We start from the raw sequence: 23,906 nt of genomic DNA, 5'->3' as shown, positions 1-23,906 counted from the left end.
CTCCTATATAGCGCTATTGAGCTAGCGCCATAAACACTTCACGTTTTTCCCAACATCCTTTGCTATCAGGAACCAAAGTGCTTATCTTTATTTGCGTTTCGTCAATCGTTTCAATTTGGCCATGATTTATGCCCAAATAATTACCCACCTTGACATGAAAAACCTTATTAATATCCGGACCGGCAGTCATTCTCACCAAGCCCCATCGCTTATCTCGATTATTAACAACGCCCACCATTTGCATTGAATCTAATGAGTAACGCTCTAAATCTTCTTTTCGCCGGGTTATGTCAGGTCGAATATTTTCATCACAACCATCATGCAGAGCCTGTAGTTGTGCTTCTAATTCAGGCTCCATTTCGGAAAATGGGCTTTTCAAATGCGAAGACTGATACTCATGAGGCTTGTATTCAACAACCTCCGGCATTGGCTTTATTCGCCCTGGAGGCTGTGCTTTTATCGTATCAACCCAAGCTCTTAAATCTTCTGTATCAGACGAACAACCAGCAAGACTCAGTCCGGCCAAAGCAGCGAGTATTAACTTATTGAAGTTAGAGTTTCTAAATAATTTCATTATTACTCTCCCTCCGAATCAGAACGATAAGTTTTCGCTGTAATGCTCATCACTAGCATTTTTTCACCAGGTGATGAGGGTACATCCCCTTGCCCTACCGAAATATGAAAGTCGTGCAAAGTCACAATTCTAGGTAAACGTGACACCCTACTAACAAAATCAGCAAGTTGATGGTAACCACCAGTCACTTTAATTTGAATCGGTTTTTCCGAATAAAACTCAGAAGCTTTTTCTTGCAAAAAGCTTGCGTCTAAAAGCTCACACCCAGCCCCTGTTGCAGCATAAGAAAACTCTTCAACTAGCTCAGCCATTTGTTCTGACTTAGGTAATTGTTGAAGCAGCGTTTGAAAACTTTTCTTGATCGTTGACATTTGCTGCTTGTATTTCTCTAGGTTTACCGCTTTCGCTTGTTTTTGCTCAAATTCGCGCTTAAAGTCAATTTCTTTTCGCTCTAATTCTACGAGATCTTCTGTTTGCTCGTTAATGAACAAATAATAAGCAGCGCTAATAACCAATGCTAAAACCAATGCAGCAACTACGCCTTTAGCCGCATTAGGCCACGAGCCCATATTGTTAAAGTCAATGTCACTCAAGTCTAAATTGTTGATATCATCTAAATTCATTATTTAGTCTCCCCTGCGTTCTCATCTTTAGGAGAGCTAATAGTTGTCGTTAAAGAAAAACTTTTACGACCTGACGCAGAGTTAGCGTCGTCAGATATTTTGTCGAGTGGGCCTAGCTCTAGCCACCTGGAGTTTGCCACATTTCGCATAAACTTAGAAACCCGTGGTGCTGATTCAGCAACGCCATTAAATATAAGCTTATCGCCTCTTCTGCTTACAGTTCTCAGATTTACACCTTCAGGTATATTCGTGACTATTTCATCAAAAACGTGAACAATTTGAGGGCGGCTTTTTTGCAGATCTTGGATTAGGTTCATTCGCTCAACCAGCTCCATACGTTCTTTTTCTAACGACTGAATTTCTTTTATCTTAGAATTCAGCTTTTGAATTTCAGTTTGCAAAAATTTATTGCGGCTACGTTGGTTATCAATTTGCGAGCCATAATAGCTATATATTGACCAGCCAATGACAACCCCTAATATTACTACGAGCCCTAGAACGCTTAAGAATTGGCGCTGCTTTTCTTGCCGCAGCTCTTCGCGCCATGGAAGTAAGTTAATATTTGCCATTAATCAAAACTCCTTAAGGCTAAGCCACAACATATCACCAGGGAAGGTGCGTCAGAACTAAGCGCTTGTGCATTAACTTTAGAAGACAATGACATATCAGCAAAAGGGTTGGCGATAGAAGCGGTCGTTCCTAATCTTTCTTCAATCATTTCCTCAAGCCCTTCGATAATAGAGCAACCGCCAGCCAACACTATGTGGTCGACTTCACCATATTGGCTTGAGCCATAAAAAAACTGCAGTGACCGACTCACTTGCTGAATAATTGCTTCTTTAAACGGTTCTAATACTTCTGGCTCATAATCATCTGGAAGTCCGCCTTGCTTTTTCGCCATACCAGCTTCCTCAAACGATAAGCCATAGCGACGTTGGATTTCTTCGGTCAATTGTGAGCCGCCAAAGGTTTGTTCGCGCGTGTATATCGTATTAAAGTCTTCCATTACGCTGAGGCTAGTATTAGTCGCGCCAATGTCGGCAACAGCAATTATTTGACCTTCACCTTGATCGGGCAGTTGACTAGCTAGTAAGCGGAATGAGCGTTCTATAGCATAGGCTTCAACATCGACGATTTTAGCAGTTAGCCCAGCTAACTCTAATGCGTCAACGCGGGAATAAACATTCTCCGAACGAGAAGCGGCTAATAAAACATCGACTTTATCAGGGACTTTCTCCGACTCACCTTGGACCTGAAAGTCCAACGCAACCTCTTCAAGCGGATAAGGAATATATTGATCGGCTTCAACTTCGATTTGATTTTCCATCTCGTCGTCGCTGAGTCCTTTATCCATTTGAATAACTTTGGTTATCACAGAAGAACCCGCAACAGCTACCGCGGCATGCTTAATATTGGTTCCAGAGCGGCTAATTACACGTTTAAGCGCTTCTCCAATGACTTCTGGATCGCGGATATCTCGGTCAGCCATTGCATCTTGGGGCAGTGGTTCCACCGCATAACTCTCAACTCGGTAACGCGAGCCAACCTTGCCTAACTCTATAAGCTTACAAGCGGTAGAGCTAATGTCTATCCCGACTAGGGACGTTTTTTTAGAGCCGAATAAATTAGCCAGCATAATCCTAATTTTCCTATCAGTTTTATCCAGTTACAGGCGGAAACTGTGTATTCACTTTAAATAATAGCGCTAACTATAAGAAATTTCACCTGTTTTTTGTTTTTCTGTGCTCAATTTCGCGTTATTTTTTGATCTTGTCAAGGGTTATTTTTTGACCAGAAGCAATGTTTGCAGACATATCAACTAGTTAGCTTCGTTGATTATCGCGTATTTCGATTAAAAAAAGCCGTGACCCACTGCTAATATTTTAGAATGACAACACCAAATAATTAACTTTGAGGTTAAAGCTGCGAACAAATACCTATATACTTTGTCGATAGTCAACATTAGTTATAGTTTGAACTCTTCCATTTATGAAATTAATTAAGCATATTTTTCCTAAACTTGCCTACTGGGGAACACTTTTTGTCGTTTTGGGCGGCATGGGGTTCGTGGCTCTTTACTTAGCCGTAGGTCCAGGCCTGCCAGATGTGGAGTCCATTCGAAAGATTAAACTACAAACCCCAATGCGAGTTTATTCTAATGATAATCAATTAATTGAAGAGTTCGGCGAAAAAAGACGCATACCTATCACTCTAGACCAAGTACCTAAAGATTTCATTAATGCTTTACTGGCAACCGAGGATCAGCGTTTTTATCAACATTCAGGAGTCGACCTGCTTGGCGTGATGCGAGCCTTTATTAACTTAGCAGTTACCCAAACTAAAAGTCAGGGTGCCAGTACCATTACTATGTTAGTGGCCCGCAACTACTATTTGTCACGAGAAAAACGCTTTTCACGCAAATTTACTGAAATGTTTCTGGCTTGGAAGCTAGAATCTGAATTAAGTAAAAATGAAATACTAGAACTATTTCTAAATAAAATCCCCTTCGGCCACCGCGCATTTGGGCTTGGCTCGGCAGCCCAAGTTTATTATGGGACAACTTTAGACCAACTAAGCTTAGCTCAATTGGCTACACTTGCCGGTATTCCTAAAGGACAGTCTATTTTTAACCCAATATCAAATCCCAAAAAATCTCGTGGCCGGAGAAATCATGTACTCGGCCGAATGTTAGCTGAGGGATTTATTACTCAGCAGCAATTTGAAGAAGCTTCCAATCAACCCATAGAAACAGAAAAGCATGGTGCCAGTTCAACCGTTTATGCACCACACATTGCTGAAATGGTGCGCAAACAAATCATCGAAATGTACGGCCGTGAAGTGGCTTTAAGCGACGGTCTTAAGGTGTATACAACGGTCGATGGAACTCTGCAGCAATATGCACAACAAGCTTTGGTAGAAGGTCTCGAAGAGTATGATCGTCGTCACGGTTATCGCGGGCCGGAGCAAAGTTTTGCAATTAAAGATGATTACGATTTAGAGCAACTACAAGAGTGGCTAGACGATATTCCAACAGTATCAACTCTAGAACCTGCAATTGTCACTCAGGTAAATGAAGAGTCAGCGCAGTTATTATTAAAAAATGGACAAACAACTAGCTTAACTTTGGCATCGGTAAAATGGGCACGTCAGTTTGTCGATGAAAACCATCGCGGCCCTCGAATCAATAAAGTGTCAGACGTACTATCTCAAGGCGATTTAATCAGAGTAAAAATGATTAGCTCTGCTACTTCAGTTACTCAAGATGAACCGGCAAGCCAACCACAGCCACAGCCACAGTATGAGTTAGCTCAAATTCCAGAAGTGAGTGGCGGGTTAATTTCACTCAATCCGCAAAATGGAGCTATTGAGTCACTTATTGGAGGCTACGACTACACTATTAACAAGTTTAATATGGTTACCCAAGCGCGCCGACAACCTGGCAGTAATATAAAGCCATTTATTTATGCGGCAGCTTTCGATAAAAACTACACCGCGGCCTCAATTATTAACGATATGCCCATAGTCGAAGAAGACATTACCGCCGAAAACGTGTGGCGCCCCAAAAATGACGGTGATACCTACTTAGGGCCAACCAGTTTACGCACCGCTTTAAGACGCTCTAGAAATACTGTTTCTGTGCGTTTAATTCGTGAAATTGGCCCAAGTTATACCAAGTCCTATTTAGAAGAATTAGGCTTTCCAGGCGAGCATATGCCACCTTATTTATCGCTGGCGTTAGGCACCGCGGCCTTTACTCCATTAGAAGTTGCCGCAGGCTATGCAATTTTAGCCAATGGCGGATATAAAGTAGAACCTTGGTTTATTCATAAAATTGAAGATGCTAACGGCAAAATTATTTTTGAACACCAACCTAAACAAGTTTGCAAAGAGTGTGAGGCAGTAATTGCTCAGCGCAAGGCCGAAAAAGCAGATCAAGATGAAACTAAGGTTCCGAATGAAACAGAGGCCAATACTGCGCATAATGCTTCTCAATCACTCAGCGAAGCCAGCTCATTTCATAATTTGCCACTAATGCCTATTCCAGAGAAAAACGTCGCTAAGCGAGTGATCGAAGCGCGAGTTCATTACCTTATAGACAACATCTTACAAGATGTTATTCATAACGGTACCGCAAAGCCTACATTGGCGCGCACTCGCAGCCCCTTGCTAAAACGACAAGACTTAGCGGGCAAAACTGGAACGACTAACGATGCTAAAGACGCTTGGTTTAGTGGCTATAACTTAAAACATGTCGCTACCACATGGGTTGGCTTTAATGATCACACCAGAAAACTTGGTACCCGCGAGTTTGGTGGTAGAGCAGCACTACCTATTTGGCAAAAATTTATGGAAAAGGCCCTCGCCAATACACCACAGATAAATCATTTGCGCCCCGAAGGGATTACCACGGTAAGAATTGATCCTAAAACTGGATTACTTGCCACTAGCGCTACAGAAAACCCTATTTTTGAATTATTTAGGAACGAAAATGTACCCACGGAATACGCAGAGCCGCCAATAGGGGATATTTTCAATCAAGACAATGAAGTGGTTGACGAAGAAGGTATTTTCTAACAATAAAACTAAAATACCTTCTATATCAGAAGGTTTAACACTGCCAAATGTTAAAATAAGAAAGTATATTTAACCAGGGTTTAACTTGAGGCAGGGCGATTGCTTAATAATGCAATCCCAAGCCATAAAAACCATAGGATTTGTGTTACCCCAAAAATCTCAGTAAATATGACAGCAGGATAAACTGTGGCAATTCCGGCCACACCAACTAACATTCCAAGATAATTCAGCCCTCGCGAAAACAGCCCCTGCTGTTTAGCCGCAATACTGATTAACAGCACCCATATTCCGCCAACAAGCTCATTGCCGCCACCAATGCTTTCAGTAATTACTGTAATAACAACCCAAAGGTCATAGGCCCTGTCATAATTCGAGTCAATCAGTGCAACTGCGTGCGAAAGGCCAATCGTTGAGAGCATCCCACTGGCAATTACAAGCCCAACCCAAATTGCACCAAACAATGAGGCTATCTTAAATAGCGAGCTTGAGCGACATGCGAGTTGCTCATTCAAATTAACAACAATAACCGCCAATAATAGTCCAAAAACAACATAGATTAGAAAATAAACCATTGAGATTAGGCTTTTATGCTCCGCCAAGTAAAGCATTACTTGTTCTGAATTAGCCCCACTGGGCATTGCAGAAAACACGCCAAAATAGACAAAAGCTGCAATATAAATGAGTGCTGAACCAACGGCTGCAACGCCCGCAATTTTATTAAATTGAATCAATTAAATTTTATCCTATGCGGTATTTTATGATTATCTCACTTAGCTTACGCAGTCCATAAACCAAAGTTAAACCAAAGTTAAATCAAAGTATAGGCGACAGCAACTACCATCGATAATGCAAATATAATGCTAATAACTCGTGCGTGCATAGGCTCTGAAAAAATGGGCTTTAAAACTCCGCCGAGCGCCAACCAAACCCCATCTACTATGGCAGCAATAAAAAGACAGGTGAGACCTGTTACCAAAGTCGCGATTTTAGGATCTGAAAAAGGTAAGAGGAACTGAGAAAAAATAGCAAAAAAAGCGGCGTATGCTTTAGGGTTTAACAGGTTAAGAACAAAACCATCTTGGAAGTTAGGAGCTTTTGTCGCTATCTGATTTTTGGATAAGGGGGCGCAAGCAATTTTAAAGGCGATATAAAGTATATAAGCAGCCCCTGCAAATTTTAAAAATAGGCTCAAACTAGGAAAATGTGAAAGCAATCCCGCTATACCAACAATTGCAGCGCCAATCGCAACACTCAGACCCACAAGAATGCCACTAAGAAAAGGGATCCCTCTTTTTACGCCAAAAGTCGCTCCTGTTGCAGCGAGTGATAACGGCGCGGGACCAGGCGAACCAAGCAACAGAGCGGTTGCTGTTATTAACGCAATAAATGATTCTAACAACTAACCAATTCCTTTCTAAACCACTGCCATTCCACTACTAACACGATTAAAGCCGCTTAGCTCGAAGCTACATTGTGGTTTTAGTTTCGCGGAATACATGCGTTGCGTTAAGAACAATAAAAATCGCGATGAAATGCTACTAAAAATTATTATGGAGACTGACAGCCTGTATTAATTTTAAAACGCAAGCCGTCTAGCGAGTACCGTAAATGACCATGGTTTTACCTTTAACTGAAATATGCTCCTGCTCTTCCAATACCTTTAAAACTCTACCTACCATCTCTCTGGAACAACCAACAATACGCCCTAACTCTTGCCGAGTCACTTTAATCTGCATGCCATCGGGGTGTGTCATGGCGTCGGGTTCTTTAGCCAAATCGAGTAATGCTCTGGCTACGCGGCCGGTCACATCCATAAAAGCCAAGTCACCTACTTTACGGCTGGTTTTTCTAAGCCTTAACGCCATTTGCTCAGCGAGCTTAAACATTATTTCTGGCTGCTCTTTTACTAAGGCTTGAAAGCGCGCATAACTTATTTCTGCAACATCTGTCTCGGTTTTCGCTCTAACCCAAGCACTACGATCGCTCAGACTATCGAATAAGCCCATTTCGCCAAAAAAATCACCGGAGTTAAGATAAGCTAAAACAAGTTCTCTGCCGTCGTCATCTTCAATTAAAACGCTGACCGAACCTTTAATTAAAAAATAGAGGGTTTCAGGCTTGTCGCCAGCAAAAATGATCGTCGTTTTAGGAGCATAGCGACGCTTGTGGCATTGCGATACAAACCATTCCAATGTTGGATCGCTTTTAATATTATGTGGTAATGCTACAGGTTCTTTAATTAAAGCCATTTTGAATTCCGGTTCACGCCTTAAGTGGCATTTCTAGTTTAATACTAGCACTATTACAAGCCTTTCTAGTAAAAATTAAATATGTTGAACATATTCAACTTACTGTATGGATAATACCTGTGAGCTTATCACCATTCAACCAGCAATTACCCTTGAGCATGGGATTCAGCTAAACCGTGAACAAGTTCATGCTTAAAATCATAAATTCTAAGGGTATATTTTGCAAATCCGATAGCAACAAAGGTAAGATCACGCCAATCTTTATAAAACTTAAAACGCACCTACTAACTCAAGCGAGAAATCTCATCAGGAGAACATGTAATGCAAATTACGACTAACTGGCAAAAAGATTTAACTTTTACTGGAACAACCGAATCTGGTCAAGAAATCACTATGGACGGAGATGGAAAAGCCGTCTCGCCAATGCAACTGATATTAATGGCGGTAGGCGGCTGCTCGTCAATTGACGTTGTGATGATTTTACAAAAAGGACGCCAGGATGTAACCGATTGTCGCTGTGAAGTAAAAGCAGAGCGAGCCACGACTGATCCTAAAGTTTTTACTAAAATTCATGCTCATTACAAAGTCAGTGGAAACCAGCTAAAAACAGCCCAAGTTGAAAGAGCTTGTAATTTATCAATGCAAAAATACTGCTCAGTCTCGTTAATGCTATCTAAGTCTGTGGAAATTTCGCACAGCTATGAAATCATTGAAAACTAAAAAGCGCCAGTAAAATTTAAATTGGCGCTGCATTTTTGGACACACTAAGCTTAAATTAAGCGTCAATTTGGCGCTTAATTTCTTCTATTGAGGAGTGCCTTACATCTTTACCTTTGACTAAGTAAACAATGTATTCACAAATATTCTTAGAGTGATCGCCGACTCTTTCTAAAGCGCGAGCACACCAAGAAATTCTTAATGCATTTTTTATCTCCCGTGGATCTTCCATCATTTTAGTAATAAGCAGCCGTGAAATATTTTCAAACTCTTGGTCAATCTGCTCATCATTTTTAATTATTTCTAAAGCTTTATCTACATCCATTCGTGCATAGGCCGTTAGCGCTTGATTTAAGGTTGTAATCACATGCTCACCTAAATGCTTTAGCTCTGCATACTGGCGTGCATTCTTACCATCGTCAGCCAATTTGCTTGCATTTCTGCCCAATTTTACGGCTTCATCGCCGATTCTTTCCAAATCGGTAATCGTTTTGATTATGCTAACCATTAATCGCAAGTCACTTGCGGCAGGCTGGCGACGAGCTAAAATTTGGGTACAGTTTTCGTCGATATCTATTTCCATTTGATTCACTTCAACATCGCGTTTAACAACTGTTTTAGCTAACTCAATATCAGCATTTAAAAGTGACTTTAATCCTTGAATAACTTGCTGCTCAACCAAGCCTCCCATTTGCATTACTTGATTGCGCGCTGCTTCTAACTCTTCGTTAAACCGCTTTGATATATGCTGACTTAAATGTAAATCATTTTCCATTACGCGCTCCTTATCCGAATCGGCCGGTAATATAGTTTTCTGTTAAAGTGTGAGCGGGGTTAGTAAATATTTGCTCCGTTTTGCCCATTTCAACTAGCTGCCCCATATGGAAATAAGCAGTGGTTTGCGAAACTCGGGCCGCTTGCTGCATCGAGTGGGTTACTATCGCTATAGTATATTTTTCTTTTAACTCATCAATTAGCTCTTCAATGACAGCCGTGGCAATCGGATCTAATGCAGAAGCCGGTTCATCCATCAATATGACCTCCGGACTAACCGCAATGGTTCTTGCAATACAAAGCCGTTGCTGTTGGCCGCCTGAAAGCCCTGTTCCCGGCGAATCTAATCGGTCTTTTACTTCTTTAAAAAGGCCAGCTCGCTGTAAACTCGACACAACGATTTCATCTAGCTCTGCTTTGTTGGTGGCTAGACCGTGAATTTTTGGTCCATAAGCGACGTTATCATATATTGATTTAGGAAACGGGTTCGGTTTTTGAAACACCATGCCAACCCGCGCCCGCAGCAAAACGGGATCTAAACTTTTAGCATAAATGTCTTGCTCTTCAAGCATTAAAGTACCATCAACTTTGCAGCTAGTTATCGTATCATTCATCCGGTTTAAACAACGCAAAAAGGTCGACTTGCCACAACCAGAAGGCCCAATTAATGCTGTTACTTGATTTCTTGCTAGGTCAAGGCTAACGTTTTTAATCGCCTGCTTGTCACCATAATGAACATTCACATTCCGCATCGACATTTTAGGATCATCGGCAGTAACCTTACCTACAGTTTCTTCGATAATGATTTCATTGGTTTTAAAATTGTCTGTAAACGCACGATCTTTCATATTAGCTACCTAAACTTGCTTTTCAAATTTTCTGCGCAATATTGCAGCGCTAGAATTAATCAGCATTAAAAATGTTAATAATACGAGTATTGCAGCCGAAGTTTTTGCAACAAAAGCTCGCTCGGGGCTATCAGCCCACAAATAAATTTGCACAGGCATTACCGTAGCCGCTTGGTCGATACCGCCCGGTACATCGACAATGAACGCCACCATACCAATCATTAATAATGGCGCAGTTTCACCCAAAGCTTGCGCCATACCAATGATAGTGCCGGTGATAATTCCAGGCATAGCAATAGGCAGCACATGAGAAAAAGCAACCTGCATTTTAGATGCGCCTAACCCAAGCGCCGCTTCTCTAATGGAAGGAGGTACTGCCTTAATTGATGCCCTACTGGCAATGATAATTGTAGGTAAAGTCATTAAAGTTAATACAATACCACCAACCAAAGGAGTAGAACGAGGCAGTCCAAAAACATTGATAATAACGGCTAAACCAAGCAAACCAAACACGATCGATGGAACAGCCGCTAAATTATTAATATTTACCTCAATAAAGTCAGTTATTTTATTACTTGGTGCAAACTCTTCTAAATAGATTGCCGCAGCAACGCCTAATGGAAACGATAAAAGCAAGGTAACTAACATTGTCCACATAGTCCCAGCGAGTGCACCGCGCACACCCGCTAACTCGGGCTCTCGCGAATCTGAATTAGTTAAAAACTCAATGTTCCAACGCTTTTCAATTCTATTTTGTTGCGACCAACGCTCTACAATATCAACTTGGCTATCGGTTAATCGAATGCCTTTTGCTTCAAACCCGGCGTTGGTTTTTAGGTAGCTGTCAACATCATCATCTAGCATGACCCACACTGAGCGTTTTTTGCCTAGAAACTCAGGTTGTTTTAACAAAGCGTCTCTCACTGTAAACTCAGCATTATTACTAATTAATTGATAGAGATTTCGTTTTTCTTTTCGACCTTGCACTTCTGGCATTGATTGCGCCATAGAGCGACGCAGTGCTTTTCTAAAGTTTGCAGACGCTAATGCATCGATACTTAAACTATCAACACCCAACCAGCTTGGTTGATAGTCAATATCTAATTTCACCCAATGCTGATGAAAAGCAGGTAAGGCCTTAATGACAATGTCTGAAATTAATGTCAAAACCAGCATAAATCCAAAGCAAACTGACAGCAGCCCAAAACCTCTAAAAATTTTTTCTTTTCTGCGCCGCTTCTTCAAGCTTTTTTCAACTCGCTGTGTGACAGAAAGCGCCTCATTGATTTGGTCTAATTTAGTCATACTGCTCTCGATATTTTCTTACAACTTTTAATGCCAACACATTTAGCGCTAAAGTAGTTACAAATAGCATTAAACCCAATGCAAACGCAGCTAATGTTTTAGGGCTGTCAAACTCTTGGTCACCAGTTAACAAAGTGACTATTTGCACGGTAACAGTGGTTACCGACTCTAGCGGATTGGCAGTTAAATTTGCCGCCATTCCAGCAGCCATCACCACAATCATAGTTTCGCCAATTGCGCGAGACACGGCCAGTAAGATAGCACCAACTATGCCTGGCAGTGCAGCTGGTAGAAGCACCTGACGAATCGTCTCAGACAGAGTTGCTCCCATACCTAAAGATCCTTCTTTTAGCGCCTTGGGGACTGCGTTAATTGCATCGTCAGACAAAGAAGAAACAAAAGGGATAATCATGACTCCCATTACGATACCTGCAGCCAAAGCACTTTCACTAGCAACATTTAAACCAATGCTTTCACCTACATCTCGAACAAATGGCGCTACTGTTAACGCGGCAAAAAAGCCATACACTACAGTTGGAATACCTGCCAATATTTCTAACATAGGTTTGGCGTAGGTTCGCAATCGCAATGACGCATACTGAGACAGGTAAATAGCAGTCATCAAGCCAACCGGGACCGCTAAAAGCATAGCGATAAAAGTAATTAACAAGGTACCAGCAAAAAGCGGCACTGCGCCAAAAGAGCCGCTAGATGCAACTTGCTCTGCATGCATAGCAGTTTGTGGACTCCACTGAGTTCCAAATAAAAACTCCCATGCTGGCACGTCGCTAAAAAAACTCATCGACTCAAATAGAACCGAAAGCACAATGCCTACGGTGGTTAAAATTGCAATTCCTGAGCTGCACATAAGAACGTTTAATACGATTTTCTCCGACGCAACTCTTGCTCTAAACTCTAACTCAAAGCGGCTTACAATAAATAAAACACTACAAATACACACTACGACGACTAATAGTGACTTCATCCAAGCGGCATTGTTAGTTAATTCTTGATACTGAGTAGCTGCGGCTAACTTTACAGGATCATTAGAAAAGCTTTCTAAGCTAAGCGCCCCATTGGCGGGTAAATCTTTTAAAGGGTTAAGGTATAGCCCTAAATCAGACGAAGACAATGCTTGAATATCTTGCGGCAACCCAGATACTAGAATCGCTTCGATAACAGTAGACTCGAAACTACTCCAAATGAGTAATACCATTAGCGCAGGAATTCCGCACCATAACGCAGTTAAAAACCCAAATTGCTTTGGCAAAGAGACTAGCCGTTTAACTTTGGTTATGCCACCGGCAACTTTTACGGAACGATGAATACCGTACCAGTAGCTAAACAAAGCTAAAAAAACTATCACAAATAGAAGTGTAGATGATGTCATATTGTACTCTCAAAAAAGTTTGAGACAGTCATTGCTGCCTCAAACTTTTCTTATTGTTCGCTTATTACTATAAACTTAATGGGGTAAAAGATAAAACTTGGGCTCGAATAGCTTTTAGCTTCTCTTCACCTAATGGAATTAACCCTTTGTCTGTTAAATAGCCTTCTTCACCCATTGCATTTTCGCTTGTGTATTCAGTTAAAAACTCTTTAATACCGGGAACTTTACCAACATGTGCGTTTTTAACGTAAAAATATAGAGGCCGTGAAACTGGGTAAGAGCCGTCGGCAATCCCTTCAAAAGTTGGCTTCTGCCCATCAACTAAAGAGCCTTGTAGTTTGTCTGAATTTTGGTCTAAAAAACTAAAACCGAATATGCCTAACGCTTTTGGATTAGCGACTAGCTTTTGCACAATTAAATTATCATTTTCTCCCGCTTCAATATAAGCGTGATCTTCTCTAACCGAATGACAAATTGACTTATATTTGCTTTTGTTTTGCTTTTTTATCGCCTTAATCCATGCAAACTGCTTACAACCGCCTTCTAGTACTAGTTCAGCAAAAGCATCTCGAGTCCCTGAAGTAGGTGGAGGCCCTAACACTTCAATTTTAGTTGCTGGTAGCTTGGGATTGACTTCGTTCCAAGTTTTATAAGGGTTGTCAATTAGAGTTTCGCTGCCATCAGGCGCTGGAATTTGTTTCGCTAGAGCTAGAAACATTTCTTTACGCGTAATTTCCATTGGGGCTGTTGCTTTAGAGTTAGCAATAACAATTCCATCATAGCCAACTAATACTTCAGTGATACTTTCGACACCATTTTTTTGGCACATTTCGAATTCGCTTTTTTTCATACGACGCGACGCATTAGACATATCTGGAGTATCGACGCCAACGCCAGAACAAAATAACTTCATTCCGCCACCGGTACCGGTCGACTCAATTTTAGGCGTTTTAAAGTCAGTCGTTTTACCAAATCTTTCGGCAACAACCGTTGAGAATGGATACACCGTTGAAGAGCCTACTACACTAATAGTATCTCGACCCGCAGCAAGCGCACTTCCAGATATCGCTAACAAAGTTACAGCAAGAGTTAAGTTTTTCATATAATTCCCCGTCTTTTATAAGATTGTTTTAACATACGCCGCTCATGGTATGTAGGAAGTATGACAAGTATATGAACGCAATATGACAGACATATTACACACAACAAACGAATGATGAAAAACTACCGAAAGTAGCCCCAGAACTAGCCATTTTAGTAGCCCCTAAAACAAAAAGGCGCTTGTCCTAAAACAAGCGCCATGACTAAAACAGGGGATCTATAGTGAGAGTTAACGAGCTCTATTTAAAAGTCGCTGCGCCTGTTTTAATGAAATAATATGAGCAATTATCGGGTTGATATAGCCTTTTTTCCTTAAATCTAAATATTGCTCATCGTTTAACTCATTTAACTTCTGCTCATTCACAACATAGATTCCGTTGACACTTCGTTTTTGCTCAGCAACTTCAAAGCTTAAAGTTTGCTCGTCTAACAACTCCAGCTTCACAACAGTGTCAATAAAGTCACGCGTGGTTATTGCACACTTGTAATAATTCTCTAGCGCTTGTCTTCGAGTGGCTAATTGCTCACTTTCAGAGCCATCTTCGTTGAAAATAGCCTCACCTTCGTCACTAATCGCATTGCTTGCCATATCTATTGTCATGCTATATTTCTGTTTATCTTCTGGGTGTGGCACCAACGAAAGTGGGTAATGGGTTAAGCCAGCGGGGATAAATGGGCTGTCCCACTGTCCGTCTTTAACCAGTAAGTTTTCTTTCTCTTGAAGCCCAAACAAAGTGACTAAAAGAAACTGGCCTGTATCTCCATTTTTCACAAAAACTACGGGTAACTCAGAAGCAGCACTCATCACTTCATGCACAATAACAGGCGCCATATGTTGCTCTTTTATATGCTCAAAGCTTTTATTTAATACCAACTTAACATTGGCATGTTCTTTACTACTTAACGGGACAACGTTTGACTGCATGTTTCTCTCCAAAATCATTTCACACTATGTGAATTAGTTTAAAACGCTTATTGATTTTATAGACACTATTTTAAGTTAGTTATTATCTATTAGTTACCAATAAGCTAATCAATTTTTATACAATATCGATGTCTAGCGAAAGCTTTATCACTTTACTAGTGGTTTATCAGGGCTTTTTAGGTAATATTTAGCCGATATAGTGAGGCTAACGGAGGTCAAACACTCAATATTGCAGTGTGTTCAGCCTAACACTTGTTAAACAAGTTGAAAATAGTAATATCCACAAAATGAAGTTTAATTTAAATACCAGTTAACTTTTTATTTCACTTAGCTACTCATAGCCTCTAACAGCGTCATAACTAACTTTCCGTCAGTATTAATCGGCTTTTAGGAAAACGGGCACTAAAAGTAGAGCCTTCGCCCAACTCACTTTCAACATGTAAATAGCCGCCATGGTTCTCTAAAATGTGCTTCACAATAGAAAGCCCCAAGCCCGTTCCGCCAACTTGGCGTGAGCGAGTCGCATTAACCCGATAAAAGCGTTCAGTCAACCGCGACAAGTGCTCAGGCGCAACCCCTTCACCATGATCTATTACTGCAAGTGTGAGCTCTTGTTCATTACTTAAACCCCACACAACTTTAATGCTCGAGCCTTCTGGTGAGTATTTAACGGCATTACTAATCAAGTTTTGAAACAAGCTATAAAGCTCAACCTCTACGCCTTTAATATACAGTTTTTCATCAACTTCTGTTGCTATTTCGCAACTCCCCAAAGCTGAGGTTTTCTTTAGATCGCTAACTAGCTTCAAAATAAGATTTGGCATATCAACCACTTCACCAGAGTTGGCGTCATACCCCTTCTCTTCAAGTTTAGACAAAGTTAATAAATCATCTAAAATACGGGTCATTCGGGTCGCTTGGCTGCTTGCATTAACAATTTGAGTGCGCGTTGACTTGCTTAGCTCAGGTTCAGACTCTAGTAACTCGAGATAACCAGAAATAACGGTTAATGGCGTTCGTAATTCATGTGAAGCATTGGCGATAAAAGCTTTGCGCATTTTTTGCACAGCTAACCTCTGGCTAATATCTCGCGCAGTAACGAGTTTTCTATTTTCGCCAAAATCAACACAGGTAATGGAAAGTGACTTGCCTCGCTCAATTGGTGATGTCATATCAATTTGAGACACAGTTTGTTGCGATTCGATCAATTGATGTAATAGGGGATCTCGAATTAAGTTATCAATCCTTTGCCCAAGATCAGTGGATTTATGAATTCCCAATAAGTCATAGGCCGCCTGATTGGTCAGCTCAATTTCTCGGTGTTGGTTAATGACTACAGTCGCATCAGGTAGCGCAGCAATAGTCGCTTCAAACCGGCGAGCCATTTGGCTTAAACGCTTTTTACGTTCTTTGTTTTTTCGCTGAGCATGCACAATATTTTGTACAATAAGCTGCCAAATACCGCTCGAATCCAACGCTAAACTATGTTTAGCTCCTATCCGAATCCACCTTTCAAGCGCTCTTATTTGGATTAACATCCAGCAAATATAAATAATACAAGGTAACAGAATAGCCACAACCCACCAGCCAGAAACAATTCCAAATAAGATTGCGGCGGCGGCTAAAACTAAAATGCGGGAAATCTCGACTGTCCAAGCATTGTTCATGCGGTTTGATTCTCGCTTAGTATATTAACGGTTAGATTTATAAAGCTAACTTAAACTCGCTATTCAGCCTTTTTCTGGGAGAACATATAGCCCATGCCACGTACGGTTTTAATTAATCCATCCTTAGCAAAGGGTTTGAGTATTTTTCTCAACCTTAAAACATGTACATCGACAGTGCGCTCTTCAATGTATACCGCTTGTCCCCATACAAAGTCTAGCAACTGAGCGCGCGAGTATACTCGATTCTTGTGTTCGACAAAAAATTTAAGTAACGAAAATTCAGTTTGACCAATGTGAACATCACTTCCATCAATACTCAACTGGTTAGTCGCTAAATTTAACTCTAGGCCTTCTGCGGCTAATACGTCGTCTTCATTAGCCTGCGAAGTTCGACGCAATAACGCTTTTATTCTTGCCAACAGCTCCTTCATCCCTACTGGCTTGGTCAAGTAGTCATCGGCACCACAGTCTAATCCGCGCACTTTATCATTCTCTTCAACGCGTGCGGTTAACATGATTACCGGAAGTTCTTTCAGTACTGAGTCTTTGCGTAAGCGCTTAATGAATTCGACCCCATCTTCACCCGGCATCATCCAATCAACAATAATTAAGTCTGGCCTTTGGCGAGCTAGAACGTCTCTACCGGCAACGGCATTAGAAGCTTCCAATACCTTATAGTTTTCACGCTCCAAAGCAAATCGCAGCATTTCTCTTATCGGTTGTTCGTCTTCTACTAGTAATATCTGTTTCGCCATAACGGGCACCTTATACTGCACTTTTTTATTACAAATGCTTTGTTTCTAATATGACATAAAAAATACGCTACATCTTGTCATCTAAAATATAAAGCAAATCAAACTTTGAATATTCGCTATTTTTACCATGAAAAATGACAGCATTATGACAAGTTTAGCGCTTACCCGCGGAAAATCTGCAGTGACCAGCTTTCCTTAACATCACACACTCTACAATCTACTTAACTTTCAGGCTGAAAAATAAATCCAATCAAATATCATAATAAGATTTTGCGATGCCGTTTTTAACTAATAACCGCTTATTTAACTCATTATTTAACTCGTCCAAAGTCAACCACATTAGACCTTAAACCGAATATTAAACGGCGATTTTATTTGTTTGCGTGTCACAAAAATGTGTTAAATAAGTATAAAAAGGCCGACTAGGTCACATTCCAACACTATCCCGCGTTAAGTAATCTGAATTCAACCGATAAACCCTGTGCGCTTCTTAATTTAGGCTTTATTTGGTGAACACTATGACAAAACTTGCTTCTTTAATTCAAACTAATACTGCTTTAGCTGTTTTTTTTGCGGCGTTATTATTGTTAATAAGTGGTTGCGGTGGCGGCGGAACCACTGACGATTCAAGTGATAACACACCACCACCTGCTGGAAATAATGCGCCCTTTATTACGATTATCCCGCCAACAACTAATACCGCTTTCACAACCGAAAGTAACGTCACTTTTGCGGCTACAGCGAGCGATGCAGAAGACGGAGATTTAAGTCATAACATTCAGTGGGAGTCCAATCTAGACGGCGCCTTAGCCACCGGAGCAGAGTTTTCTACTAGCTTAAGTGAAGGAACTCACACTATTAGCGCTAGCGTAGCTGACTCTGCTGGCCTAACGACAACTTCAAGTGTTTCTGTTGTAATTGAGGCAGCTCAACCCAGTAACCAAGCGCCGCAATTAGCTATTATAAGTCCTGAAAACGATTCAAGCAGCTATGCCAATCATGTCGTTTTGTTAAGCGCTAACGCCTTTGATGAAGAAGACGGAAACTTAAATGATAATATCAATTGGGTTTCTAGTATTGATGGTAATTTAGGTGACGGTGCAGAGCTTAGCGTACAACTTTCGGTTGGCTCACATACATTAACCGCCACAGTGACAGACTCTGGAGAATTGAGCAGTAACGCAAGCGTTAATGTGGTTGTAAATCAAGAACCAAATGAAGCGCCTAGGGTAGAAATTACCCAACCTGGAACTCATAGTGAGTTGACTGAAAACGACAGCATAAACTTTATCGCAACAGCGCAAGACGCCGAAGATGGTAACCTCGCGAGCGAGCTAGTTTGGTCTTCGGACTTAGATGGCGATTTAGGCCAAGGTGGTGATATAACAACTCAGCTAAGCGTTGGCGAGCATATTATTACCGCAACGGTAAGCGACTCAAATGGTCAACAACACTCAGATTCAATTAGCCTAACTATCACTCAAGCAGCCCAAATGGCGACTATTTCTTGGAATGCTCCAACTCACAATACAGACAATAGCCAACTAGAAGACTTAACTGGATTTAAAATATACTACGGTACTTCAACTGAAAACCTTAACTTAAGTGTTACGATAGATGACCCCTCGGCCAGCGCGTGGGTAATCGAAAATTTAGCACCTAACACCACTTATTACTTTTCTGTAACCGCAATTAACAGCGCAGGGTACGAAAGTGACTACTCAAATATGGCAAGTAAAGACACCTAATATTTAATCTCAAAAACTATCAAGCCAGATATTTGCAACTCGATTGAGGAAAAAATATCTGGCTACACACTCACCTCATTAGCGCCAAAGCCTATCTGCAAAAACCACAAAAAATGACTAAAACCGACCTAGTACTGGTTTTTTTAAAATAACTGAGTATTATCTAACTCACTGGCGAGCCGCCTATTACGACTAAAAACGAGAACCTGGTCACGCTTTTTTGATCTAAAGGTTAAGTTTTTACTCAATAACCGATAAAACTATCACTTGATTTAATTCAAGCACAAATTTTGCTGTTGCTTAACTGGATACTCTGTAAATGTCGTTGCGAAAAAATAACTCCTTTCTACAAAATATTGGCTTTTATTGCTTATTATTGCCGTATTTGATCACCATTACTGCTTGCGGTGGCGGTAGCGAAGGCGATCCAGAAACGACCAACCAAGATCCTGTTAACTTAGCGCCAGTGGTGACAATCACTTCACCTAGCAATAACTTTGACGCAAACAGTCAATCCTCAATCGACTTTTCTGCCACAGCGGTTGACAGTGAAGACGGAGATCTCAGCGGAAGCATAGTGTGGACTTCGGATATTAGCGGAGAGCTTGGAAGTGGCGCTAACATTTCTACAAGCTTATCTGTCGGTACGCATAATATTACGGCGACAGTGACAGATAGTGGCGGGCTATCTCACAGCTCAAGCATCAGTGTAAATGTCAACAACCTTACCGGCATGGCAAGTGTTAGTTGGAACCCACCATCGACAAATACTGACGACTCCCCGCTAGAAGACTTAATTGGATTTAAAATTTACGTCGGCGAATCAGTTGAGACACTTAGCCCGAAAGTGACTATTGATGACCCGCAAACCTATTCCCACGTTATTGACGAGTTAAAACCCAACACTACTTATTATTTTGCAGTAACCGCTATCAACAGCCAAGGGATTGAGAGCGACTATTCTAATATTGCCAATAAATTCACTGGTAACTAAGCGACAGAACTCAGCTTTGTACTAAAATAAGCCTAAGGCGCTTTATTTAGCGCCTATTGATCACTTTTATTTCCCATATCAAATAACCGATAAAAACAATAAGTTAGCCTCATCGTCAAGCAACCTACAATAAATAATGCTTGCTCAAAACTGATTCTTTAGCCTATCAAACTATTAAATTAAATGAATGCACGTTTTCAGCTATGATTTCCTAGGTCATTTATTTATAATACCTGAGATTTATTCCACATTTTTGTTTTAAGGGAAGTAATATGAATAGCGAAAAGATCAGAGACATCCTTTCTTCGCATGGAAGACTTACGGAATCCGTAGCCAATCTTAAAGATGACAGTGACCTATATCAGGCCGGACTTACCTCTTTAGCCACAGTTGGGTTAATGCTCGCACTAGAAGACGAATTTGACATCGAGTTTCCAGATTCTGCTTTAAGTCGTAAAACTTTTGGTAGCATCAACGCCATAGCGGACACTATTGAAGACTTAGCCGACTAAACTTCAACTCGAAAAGCCAACGATTTTAATGGAACTAGAAATCATGCAGAAAAACGAGCAACAACAAAAACAAGCCTTCAACTCGCTTCTCGAGCAAATTCACAAAATTGGCGCAGATATCATCGCTAAGCACGCCCCCGATGTCGACGAAAAAGCTCGTTTCCCACAAGAAGGCATCGACGCATTAAAGTCGCTAAAATTAATGAGTAGCTATGTTCCCGAATCACTTGGCGGAATGGGCCTAGACATAGCTCAAACCGGAAAAATTTGTGAAGCGTTAGGTCAATATTGTGGTTCTACCGCAATGATCTACGCAATGCACCAAATTCAGGTGGCTTGCATAATCCACCACTGTCTCGATACCGACTATTTTGTCGACTACAGTAAACAACTAGTTAACGAACAGCGCTTAATTGCTTCCGCTACCACAGAAATTGGCATAGGCGGTGACCTTTTATCTAGTTTTTGTGCAGTAGAAGCGCATGACGATACTTTTGATTTAGTAAAAAAAGCCCCTGTCATTTCGTATGCAGAATATGCCGACGACCTAATCATAACCGCACGAAGAAATCCTGAAGCACCTAAAAGCGATCAAGTTGGCGTGCTAATAAGCAAAAACCAGTATAGTGTAGAGCCAATTTCTGATTGGGACACCTTAGGCTTTAGAGGAACTTGTAGCTCTGGTTTTGTAGTTACAGCCAAAGCCAACGCTGCACAAATTTGCCCTACACCTTTTGCTGAAATGCTTAGCCAAACCATGCATCCATACTCACATATTGTATGGGCCTCTTTATGGTCAGGAATTGCTGCATCAGCTGTCGCTAAAGCACGTCAGTTCGTGAAAAATGCCATTCGCCGCAATCCAAACATGCCACCCATATCTTCTATTCGGCTGGCAGAAGTAGATACCAAGTTGCACTCGATGCGTAATAACGTTAGTGCAGCGGTTATTGAATATACCAATTTACTTGATGCCGGCGACAGCGACGCATTTAGTAATTTCGGCTTTGCGATTAGAATTAATAACCTAAAAATTAATAGCTCTAAACATTTAATCGAGATTGTTGGCGAAGCGATGATGATTTGCGGAATTGCAAGCTATCGCAACCAGTCAGAATTATCGCTTTGTCGTCATATTAGAGACGCCTATGGTGCATCGCTGATGGTTAATAATGATCGAATTATGATGCATAACTCTTCTTTAGTTATTATGCACAAGGAGTAATAAAAATGTGTAATTCACATGCGACCCTGGAAGGTCAATACGATAGTTACCGAGAAGAATTAATTGAAGCTGGCTTACTTATTCCATCAGGTGTTAGTGGCGTTTATGGCTTAAGTGGTACTTTTGAGTACATAGTCGAAGCATTTGAACGCTATGTTAGCTCACAAGGAAAAGCACTTAACCCTGAAGTCATGCGTTTTCCGCCAATATTAAACCGCCAAACTTATTTATCCACTGATCATATTGAAACAATGCCTGATCTAATGGGCTCAGTTCATACCTTTAAAGGAAGTCAGCGTGAACACGTTGCAATGATCAATAAGAAATTAGATGGCGAAGACTGGACTAGCGAGCTAGCACCAACCGACGTGATGATGGTTCCCGCAGCATGCTATCCATTGTACCCAACTGCAGCAAATACAGTTTTACCTAAAGCCGGTAGAATTGTCGATTTAAGGGCGTTTGTATTTAGACATGAACCCTCACCCGATCCTGCGCGTATGCAAATATTTAGACAGCGTGAATTTGTGCGTTTAGGTACTCCGCAACAGGCAAAAGAACATCGCGATTACTGGCTAGAAAAAGGTCAAGAAATTCTTCGCTCGGTAGGCTTACCCGTAAAAGCCGAGCTCGCTAACGACCCATTTTTTGGACGTGGCGGCAGAGTAATGGCTGCCACTCAGCAAGAGCAAGAACTTAAGTTTGAAATCGTAGTACCAATCGCTTCAAACGAAAAGCTCACTGCAATTTCCTCTAGTAACTGCCACCTCGACCATTTTGGTAAAGAGTTTAATATTACCACGCCAGATGGCGAATATGCCCATACGGCTTGCATTGGTTTTGGGCTAGAAAGAATCGCTTTAGCCCTACTCAAAACACATGGCTTTGAACTCAACAATTGGCCAGCTGAAGTTAAGCGTGTATTGGGGCTCTAGTTGATGTTTAGTCTTTTAGATGTTTCGCCACAAAATTACCAAAACCATAGCATTCATACTCAAGAAAGAGATTGGGCCGAAACCAACTGCTATGTCGATGTTTGGATTGAACAACTGCATGCCTTAGGGCTTGAGCCCATCGCGGCAATGCCCTTTACTTTAAGCGCCGATTTTGAAGGCGATCAGTGGACATTTTTTAAATTTCAATTAAACGATCTATACGACTTATACGGCATTGAAGTTCAAGAGCTTGTGATTTGGAAAGAATTAATTTCCCATATTGAAGAGCAGCTGAATCTTGGACGGGCCTTTTTAGTTGAGCTAGACTCAATGTATTTGCCGGACACAGCAGGCACGGCTTATCAACGAGAACATGTAAAAACAACAGTCTCTATTAATAAAATAGACGCTAAAAATCATTATTTAGAATACTTTCATGCGCAAGGTTACTACTCGTTAGAAGGGGAAGACTTTCGCAAAATATTTCATTTAGATAAGCAAGATTCCAGTTCAATTCTTGCCCCCTATGTTGAGATTGCTAAATTGAAAAAGCTGCGCCGTTACTCAACGGAAGAGCTAGCAAGTCGCTCCCATGAGCTACTTAAAAAGCAACTGACACATCTACCAGAGATTAATCCATTTATCGCTTTTCGGGAAAGATTTGAAACTGATTTTGCTTGGTTGCTAACTCAAAATATTGAAACTTTTCATCAATATTGCTTTGTAACTTTCCGTCAGTTTGGAGCCTGCTTTGAACTTGCAGCTAACTATCTTAACTGGCTAACTTTACATAAAGTTGAGAACTTAAGCCAAGCTGCACAACAATTTAAGCAAATATCAGAAATAACCAAAGTGTATCAGTTTCAATTGGCGCGCTCTGTGAGCCGAGGTAAACCGCTCGATTTAGGCGTTATCGATAAGCTTGCGCAACATTGGGAAAATGCCACACTGGCCCTTAAACAAAACGACTAAGTAAGAGCTTAACCATA

23 protein-coding genes are annotated in these 23,906 nt (G+C 41.0%); 8 read left to right on the top strand and 15 right to left on the bottom strand.

The features are described 5' to 3' along the window. Positions 1 to 13: 13 nt before the first annotated feature. The 4 genes from ACUR5C_RS01900 to ACUR5C_RS01885 are packed head-to-tail and all read right to left on the bottom strand — an operon-like array spanning position 14 to position 2,833. Complete coding sequence (locus tag ACUR5C_RS01900) at positions 14 to 574, bottom strand: pilus assembly protein PilP (protein ID WP_454466656.1); 561 nt, start codon at positions 572 to 574, stop codon at positions 14 to 16. A gap of 2 nt (positions 575 to 576) precedes the next feature. After that, on the bottom strand, positions 577 to 1,197 hold the full coding sequence (locus ACUR5C_RS01895; RefSeq protein ID WP_454466655.1) for a type IV pilus inner membrane component PilO: 621 nt from the start codon (positions 1,195 to 1,197) through the stop codon (positions 577 to 579). Beyond that, positions 1,197 to 1,766 carry a PilN domain-containing protein gene (locus ACUR5C_RS01890; protein WP_454466654.1) on the bottom strand — a complete coding sequence of 190 codons (570 nt, stop codon included), beginning with the start codon at positions 1,764 to 1,766 and terminating at the stop codon, positions 1,197 to 1,199. The genes ACUR5C_RS01895 and ACUR5C_RS01890 overlap by 1 nt, the downstream gene beginning before the upstream one ends. Continuing rightward, on the bottom strand, positions 1,766 to 2,833 hold the full coding sequence (locus tag ACUR5C_RS01885) for a pilus assembly protein PilM (RefSeq protein ID WP_454466653.1): 1,068 nt from the start codon (positions 2,831 to 2,833) through the stop codon (positions 1,766 to 1,768). Before ACUR5C_RS01885 ends, ACUR5C_RS01890 begins: the two co-directional genes overlap by 1 nt. A gap of 353 nt (positions 2,834 to 3,186) precedes the next feature. Here ACUR5C_RS01885 and ACUR5C_RS01880 point away from each other — a divergent pair, with 353 nt between their 5' ends. Continuing rightward, on the top strand, positions 3,187 to 5,772 hold the full coding sequence (locus ACUR5C_RS01880) for a penicillin-binding protein 1A (RefSeq protein WP_454466652.1): 2,586 nt from the start codon (positions 3,187 to 3,189) through the stop codon (positions 5,770 to 5,772). Positions 5,773 to 5,852: 80 nt separating this feature from the next. Here ACUR5C_RS01880 and ACUR5C_RS01875 read toward each other — a convergent pair whose 3' ends face one another. The 3 genes from ACUR5C_RS01875 to crp form a co-directional block, all read right to left on the bottom strand. After that, the gene (locus ACUR5C_RS01875; protein WP_454466651.1) at positions 5,853 to 6,503 is read right to left on the bottom strand and encodes a hypothetical protein; all 651 of its coding nucleotides are present in this window, start codon (positions 6,501 to 6,503) and stop codon (positions 5,853 to 5,855) included. Positions 6,504 to 6,580: 77 nt separating this feature from the next. Next, positions 6,581 to 7,171 (bottom strand): LysE family translocator, encoded by a 591-nt coding sequence (locus ACUR5C_RS01870; RefSeq protein ID WP_454466650.1) that lies wholly within the window; start codon positions 7,169 to 7,171, stop codon positions 6,581 to 6,583. Positions 7,172 to 7,364: 193 nt separating this feature from the next. Continuing rightward, positions 7,365 to 8,021, bottom strand: a complete 657-nt coding sequence (gene crp / locus ACUR5C_RS01865; RefSeq protein ID WP_454466649.1) for a cAMP-activated global transcriptional regulator CRP — start codon at positions 8,019 to 8,021, stop codon at positions 7,365 to 7,367. 321 nt (positions 8,022 to 8,342) lie between these two features. Between crp and ACUR5C_RS01860 the strand changes: the two genes are divergently transcribed. Further along, complete coding sequence (locus ACUR5C_RS01860; RefSeq protein WP_454466648.1) at positions 8,343 to 8,741, top strand: OsmC family protein; 399 nt, start codon at positions 8,343 to 8,345, stop codon at positions 8,739 to 8,741. A gap of 55 nt (positions 8,742 to 8,796) precedes the next feature. On the opposite strand, the gene phoU is transcribed toward ACUR5C_RS01860, so the two are convergent. The 8 genes from phoU to phoB all read right to left on the bottom strand — a co-directional run bounded on the left by phoU (position 8,797) and on the right by phoB (position 17,503). Then, positions 8,797 to 9,513, bottom strand: a complete 717-nt coding sequence (gene phoU / locus ACUR5C_RS01855) for a phosphate signaling complex protein PhoU (RefSeq protein WP_454466647.1) — start codon at positions 9,511 to 9,513, stop codon at positions 8,797 to 8,799. A 10-nt stretch (positions 9,514 to 9,523) separates the two neighbouring features. Then, the gene (gene pstB / locus ACUR5C_RS01850; protein WP_454466646.1) at positions 9,524 to 10,360 is read right to left on the bottom strand and encodes a phosphate ABC transporter ATP-binding protein PstB; all 837 of its coding nucleotides are present in this window, start codon (positions 10,358 to 10,360) and stop codon (positions 9,524 to 9,526) included. Between the two features lie 9 nt (positions 10,361 to 10,369). Beyond that, positions 10,370 to 11,665, bottom strand: a complete 1,296-nt coding sequence (gene pstA / locus ACUR5C_RS01845) for a phosphate ABC transporter permease PstA (protein ID WP_454466645.1) — start codon at positions 11,663 to 11,665, stop codon at positions 10,370 to 10,372. Further along, on the bottom strand, positions 11,658 to 13,055 hold the full coding sequence (gene pstC / locus ACUR5C_RS01840) for a phosphate ABC transporter permease subunit PstC (RefSeq protein ID WP_454466644.1): 1,398 nt from the start codon (positions 13,053 to 13,055) through the stop codon (positions 11,658 to 11,660). The genes pstA and pstC overlap by 8 nt, the downstream gene beginning before the upstream one ends. A gap of 67 nt (positions 13,056 to 13,122) precedes the next feature. Beyond that, positions 13,123 to 14,157, bottom strand: a complete 1,035-nt coding sequence (locus tag ACUR5C_RS01835; RefSeq protein WP_454466643.1) for a PstS family phosphate ABC transporter substrate-binding protein — start codon at positions 14,155 to 14,157, stop codon at positions 13,123 to 13,125. 228 nt (positions 14,158 to 14,385) lie between these two features. Then, positions 14,386 to 15,081: a SapC family protein gene (locus ACUR5C_RS01830; RefSeq protein ID WP_454466642.1), complete on the bottom strand. Its 696-nt coding sequence runs from the start codon at positions 15,079 to 15,081 to the stop codon at positions 14,386 to 14,388. A 359-nt stretch (positions 15,082 to 15,440) separates the two neighbouring features. Next, the gene (gene phoR / locus ACUR5C_RS01825; protein WP_454466641.1) at positions 15,441 to 16,748 is read right to left on the bottom strand and encodes a phosphate regulon sensor histidine kinase PhoR; all 1,308 of its coding nucleotides are present in this window, start codon (positions 16,746 to 16,748) and stop codon (positions 15,441 to 15,443) included. Positions 16,749 to 16,807: 59 nt separating this feature from the next. Further along, positions 16,808 to 17,503, bottom strand: a complete 696-nt coding sequence (gene phoB / locus ACUR5C_RS01820) for a phosphate regulon transcriptional regulator PhoB (protein ID WP_454466640.1) — start codon at positions 17,501 to 17,503, stop codon at positions 16,808 to 16,810. Between the two features lie 518 nt (positions 17,504 to 18,021). Here phoB and ACUR5C_RS01815 point away from each other — a divergent pair. The 6 genes from ACUR5C_RS01815 to ACUR5C_RS01790 all read left to right on the top strand — a co-directional run bounded on the left by ACUR5C_RS01815 (position 18,022) and on the right by ACUR5C_RS01790 (position 23,889). Then, positions 18,022 to 19,251 carry a fibronectin type III domain-containing protein gene (locus ACUR5C_RS01815; RefSeq protein ID WP_454466639.1) on the top strand — a complete coding sequence of 410 codons (1,230 nt, stop codon included), beginning with the start codon at positions 18,022 to 18,024 and terminating at the stop codon, positions 19,249 to 19,251. A gap of 319 nt (positions 19,252 to 19,570) precedes the next feature. Beyond that, positions 19,571 to 20,245 carry a fibronectin type III domain-containing protein gene (locus ACUR5C_RS01810; protein ID WP_454466638.1) on the top strand — a complete coding sequence of 225 codons (675 nt, stop codon included), beginning with the start codon at positions 19,571 to 19,573 and terminating at the stop codon, positions 20,243 to 20,245. Between the two features lie 272 nt (positions 20,246 to 20,517). Continuing rightward, positions 20,518 to 20,757: an acyl carrier protein gene (locus tag ACUR5C_RS01805; RefSeq protein WP_454466637.1), complete on the top strand. Its 240-nt coding sequence runs from the start codon at positions 20,518 to 20,520 to the stop codon at positions 20,755 to 20,757. Between the two features lie 43 nt (positions 20,758 to 20,800). Further along, positions 20,801 to 21,982 carry an acyl-CoA dehydrogenase family protein gene (locus ACUR5C_RS01800; protein WP_454466635.1) on the top strand — a complete coding sequence of 394 codons (1,182 nt, stop codon included), beginning with the start codon at positions 20,801 to 20,803 and terminating at the stop codon, positions 21,980 to 21,982. Between the two features lie 5 nt (positions 21,983 to 21,987). Beyond that, complete coding sequence (locus ACUR5C_RS01795; RefSeq protein ID WP_454466634.1) at positions 21,988 to 22,917, top strand: amino acid--[acyl-carrier-protein] ligase; 930 nt, start codon at positions 21,988 to 21,990, stop codon at positions 22,915 to 22,917. Positions 22,918 to 22,920: 3 nt separating this feature from the next. Then, entirely contained in the window at positions 22,921 to 23,889 is a 969-nt protein-coding gene (locus ACUR5C_RS01790; RefSeq protein ID WP_454466633.1) for a DUF1839 family protein, read from the top strand. The last annotated feature ends 17 nt before the right edge of the window (positions 23,890 to 23,906 follow it).

This window comes from Aliikangiella aequoris (genome assembly GCF_053709105.1).
The sequence above is the reverse complement of the archived record's forward strand: the minus strand, read 5'-3'. Positions and strand labels throughout refer to the sequence as shown.

What these genes read in the sequence shown, in the direction of transcription:
- ACUR5C_RS01900 (WP_454466656.1), bottom strand. Translation starts at nt 574, where the DNA reads ATGAAATTATTTAGAAACTCTAACTTCAATAAGTTAATACTCGCTGCT.
- ACUR5C_RS01895 (WP_454466655.1), bottom strand. Translation starts at nt 1,197, where the DNA reads ATGAATTTAGATGATATCAACAATTTAGACTTGAGTGACATTGACTTT.
- ACUR5C_RS01890 (WP_454466654.1), bottom strand. Translation starts at nt 1,766, where the DNA reads ATGGCAAATATTAACTTACTTCCATGGCGCGAAGAGCTGCGGCAAGAA.
- ACUR5C_RS01885 (WP_454466653.1), bottom strand. Translation starts at nt 2,833, where the DNA reads ATGCTGGCTAATTTATTCGGCTCTAAAAAAACGTCCCTAGTCGGGATA.
- ACUR5C_RS01880 (WP_454466652.1), top strand. Translation starts at nt 3,187, where the DNA reads ATGAAATTAATTAAGCATATTTTTCCTAAACTTGCCTACTGGGGAACA.
- crp (WP_454466649.1), bottom strand. Translation starts at nt 8,021, where the DNA reads ATGGCTTTAATTAAAGAACCTGTAGCATTACCACATAATATTAAAAGC.
- ACUR5C_RS01860 (WP_454466648.1), top strand. Translation starts at nt 8,343, where the DNA reads ATGCAAATTACGACTAACTGGCAAAAAGATTTAACTTTTACTGGAACA.
- phoU (WP_454466647.1), bottom strand. Translation starts at nt 9,513, where the DNA reads ATGGAAAATGATTTACATTTAAGTCAGCATATATCAAAGCGGTTTAAC.
- pstB (WP_454466646.1), bottom strand. Translation starts at nt 10,360, where the DNA reads ATGAAAGATCGTGCGTTTACAGACAATTTTAAAACCAATGAAATCATT.
- pstA (WP_454466645.1), bottom strand. Translation starts at nt 11,665, where the DNA reads ATGACTAAATTAGACCAAATCAATGAGGCGCTTTCTGTCACACAGCGA.
- pstC (WP_454466644.1), bottom strand. Translation starts at nt 13,055, where the DNA reads ATGACATCATCTACACTTCTATTTGTGATAGTTTTTTTAGCTTTGTTT.
- ACUR5C_RS01835 (WP_454466643.1), bottom strand. Translation starts at nt 14,157, where the DNA reads ATGAAAAACTTAACTCTTGCTGTAACTTTGTTAGCGATATCTGGAAGT.
- ACUR5C_RS01830 (WP_454466642.1), bottom strand. Translation starts at nt 15,081, where the DNA reads ATGCAGTCAAACGTTGTCCCGTTAAGTAGTAAAGAACATGCCAATGTT.
- phoR (WP_454466641.1), bottom strand. Translation starts at nt 16,748, where the DNA reads ATGAACAATGCTTGGACAGTCGAGATTTCCCGCATTTTAGTTTTAGCC.
- phoB (WP_454466640.1), bottom strand. Translation starts at nt 17,503, where the DNA reads ATGGCGAAACAGATATTACTAGTAGAAGACGAACAACCGATAAGAGAA.
- ACUR5C_RS01815 (WP_454466639.1), top strand. Translation starts at nt 18,022, where the DNA reads ATGACAAAACTTGCTTCTTTAATTCAAACTAATACTGCTTTAGCTGTT.
- ACUR5C_RS01810 (WP_454466638.1), top strand. Translation starts at nt 19,571, where the DNA reads ATGTCGTTGCGAAAAAATAACTCCTTTCTACAAAATATTGGCTTTTAT.
- ACUR5C_RS01805 (WP_454466637.1), top strand. Translation starts at nt 20,518, where the DNA reads ATGAATAGCGAAAAGATCAGAGACATCCTTTCTTCGCATGGAAGACTT.
- ACUR5C_RS01800 (WP_454466635.1), top strand. Translation starts at nt 20,801, where the DNA reads ATGCAGAAAAACGAGCAACAACAAAAACAAGCCTTCAACTCGCTTCTC.
- ACUR5C_RS01795 (WP_454466634.1), top strand. Translation starts at nt 21,988, where the DNA reads ATGTGTAATTCACATGCGACCCTGGAAGGTCAATACGATAGTTACCGA.
- ACUR5C_RS01790 (WP_454466633.1), top strand. Translation starts at nt 22,921, where the DNA reads ATGTTTAGTCTTTTAGATGTTTCGCCACAAAATTACCAAAACCATAGC.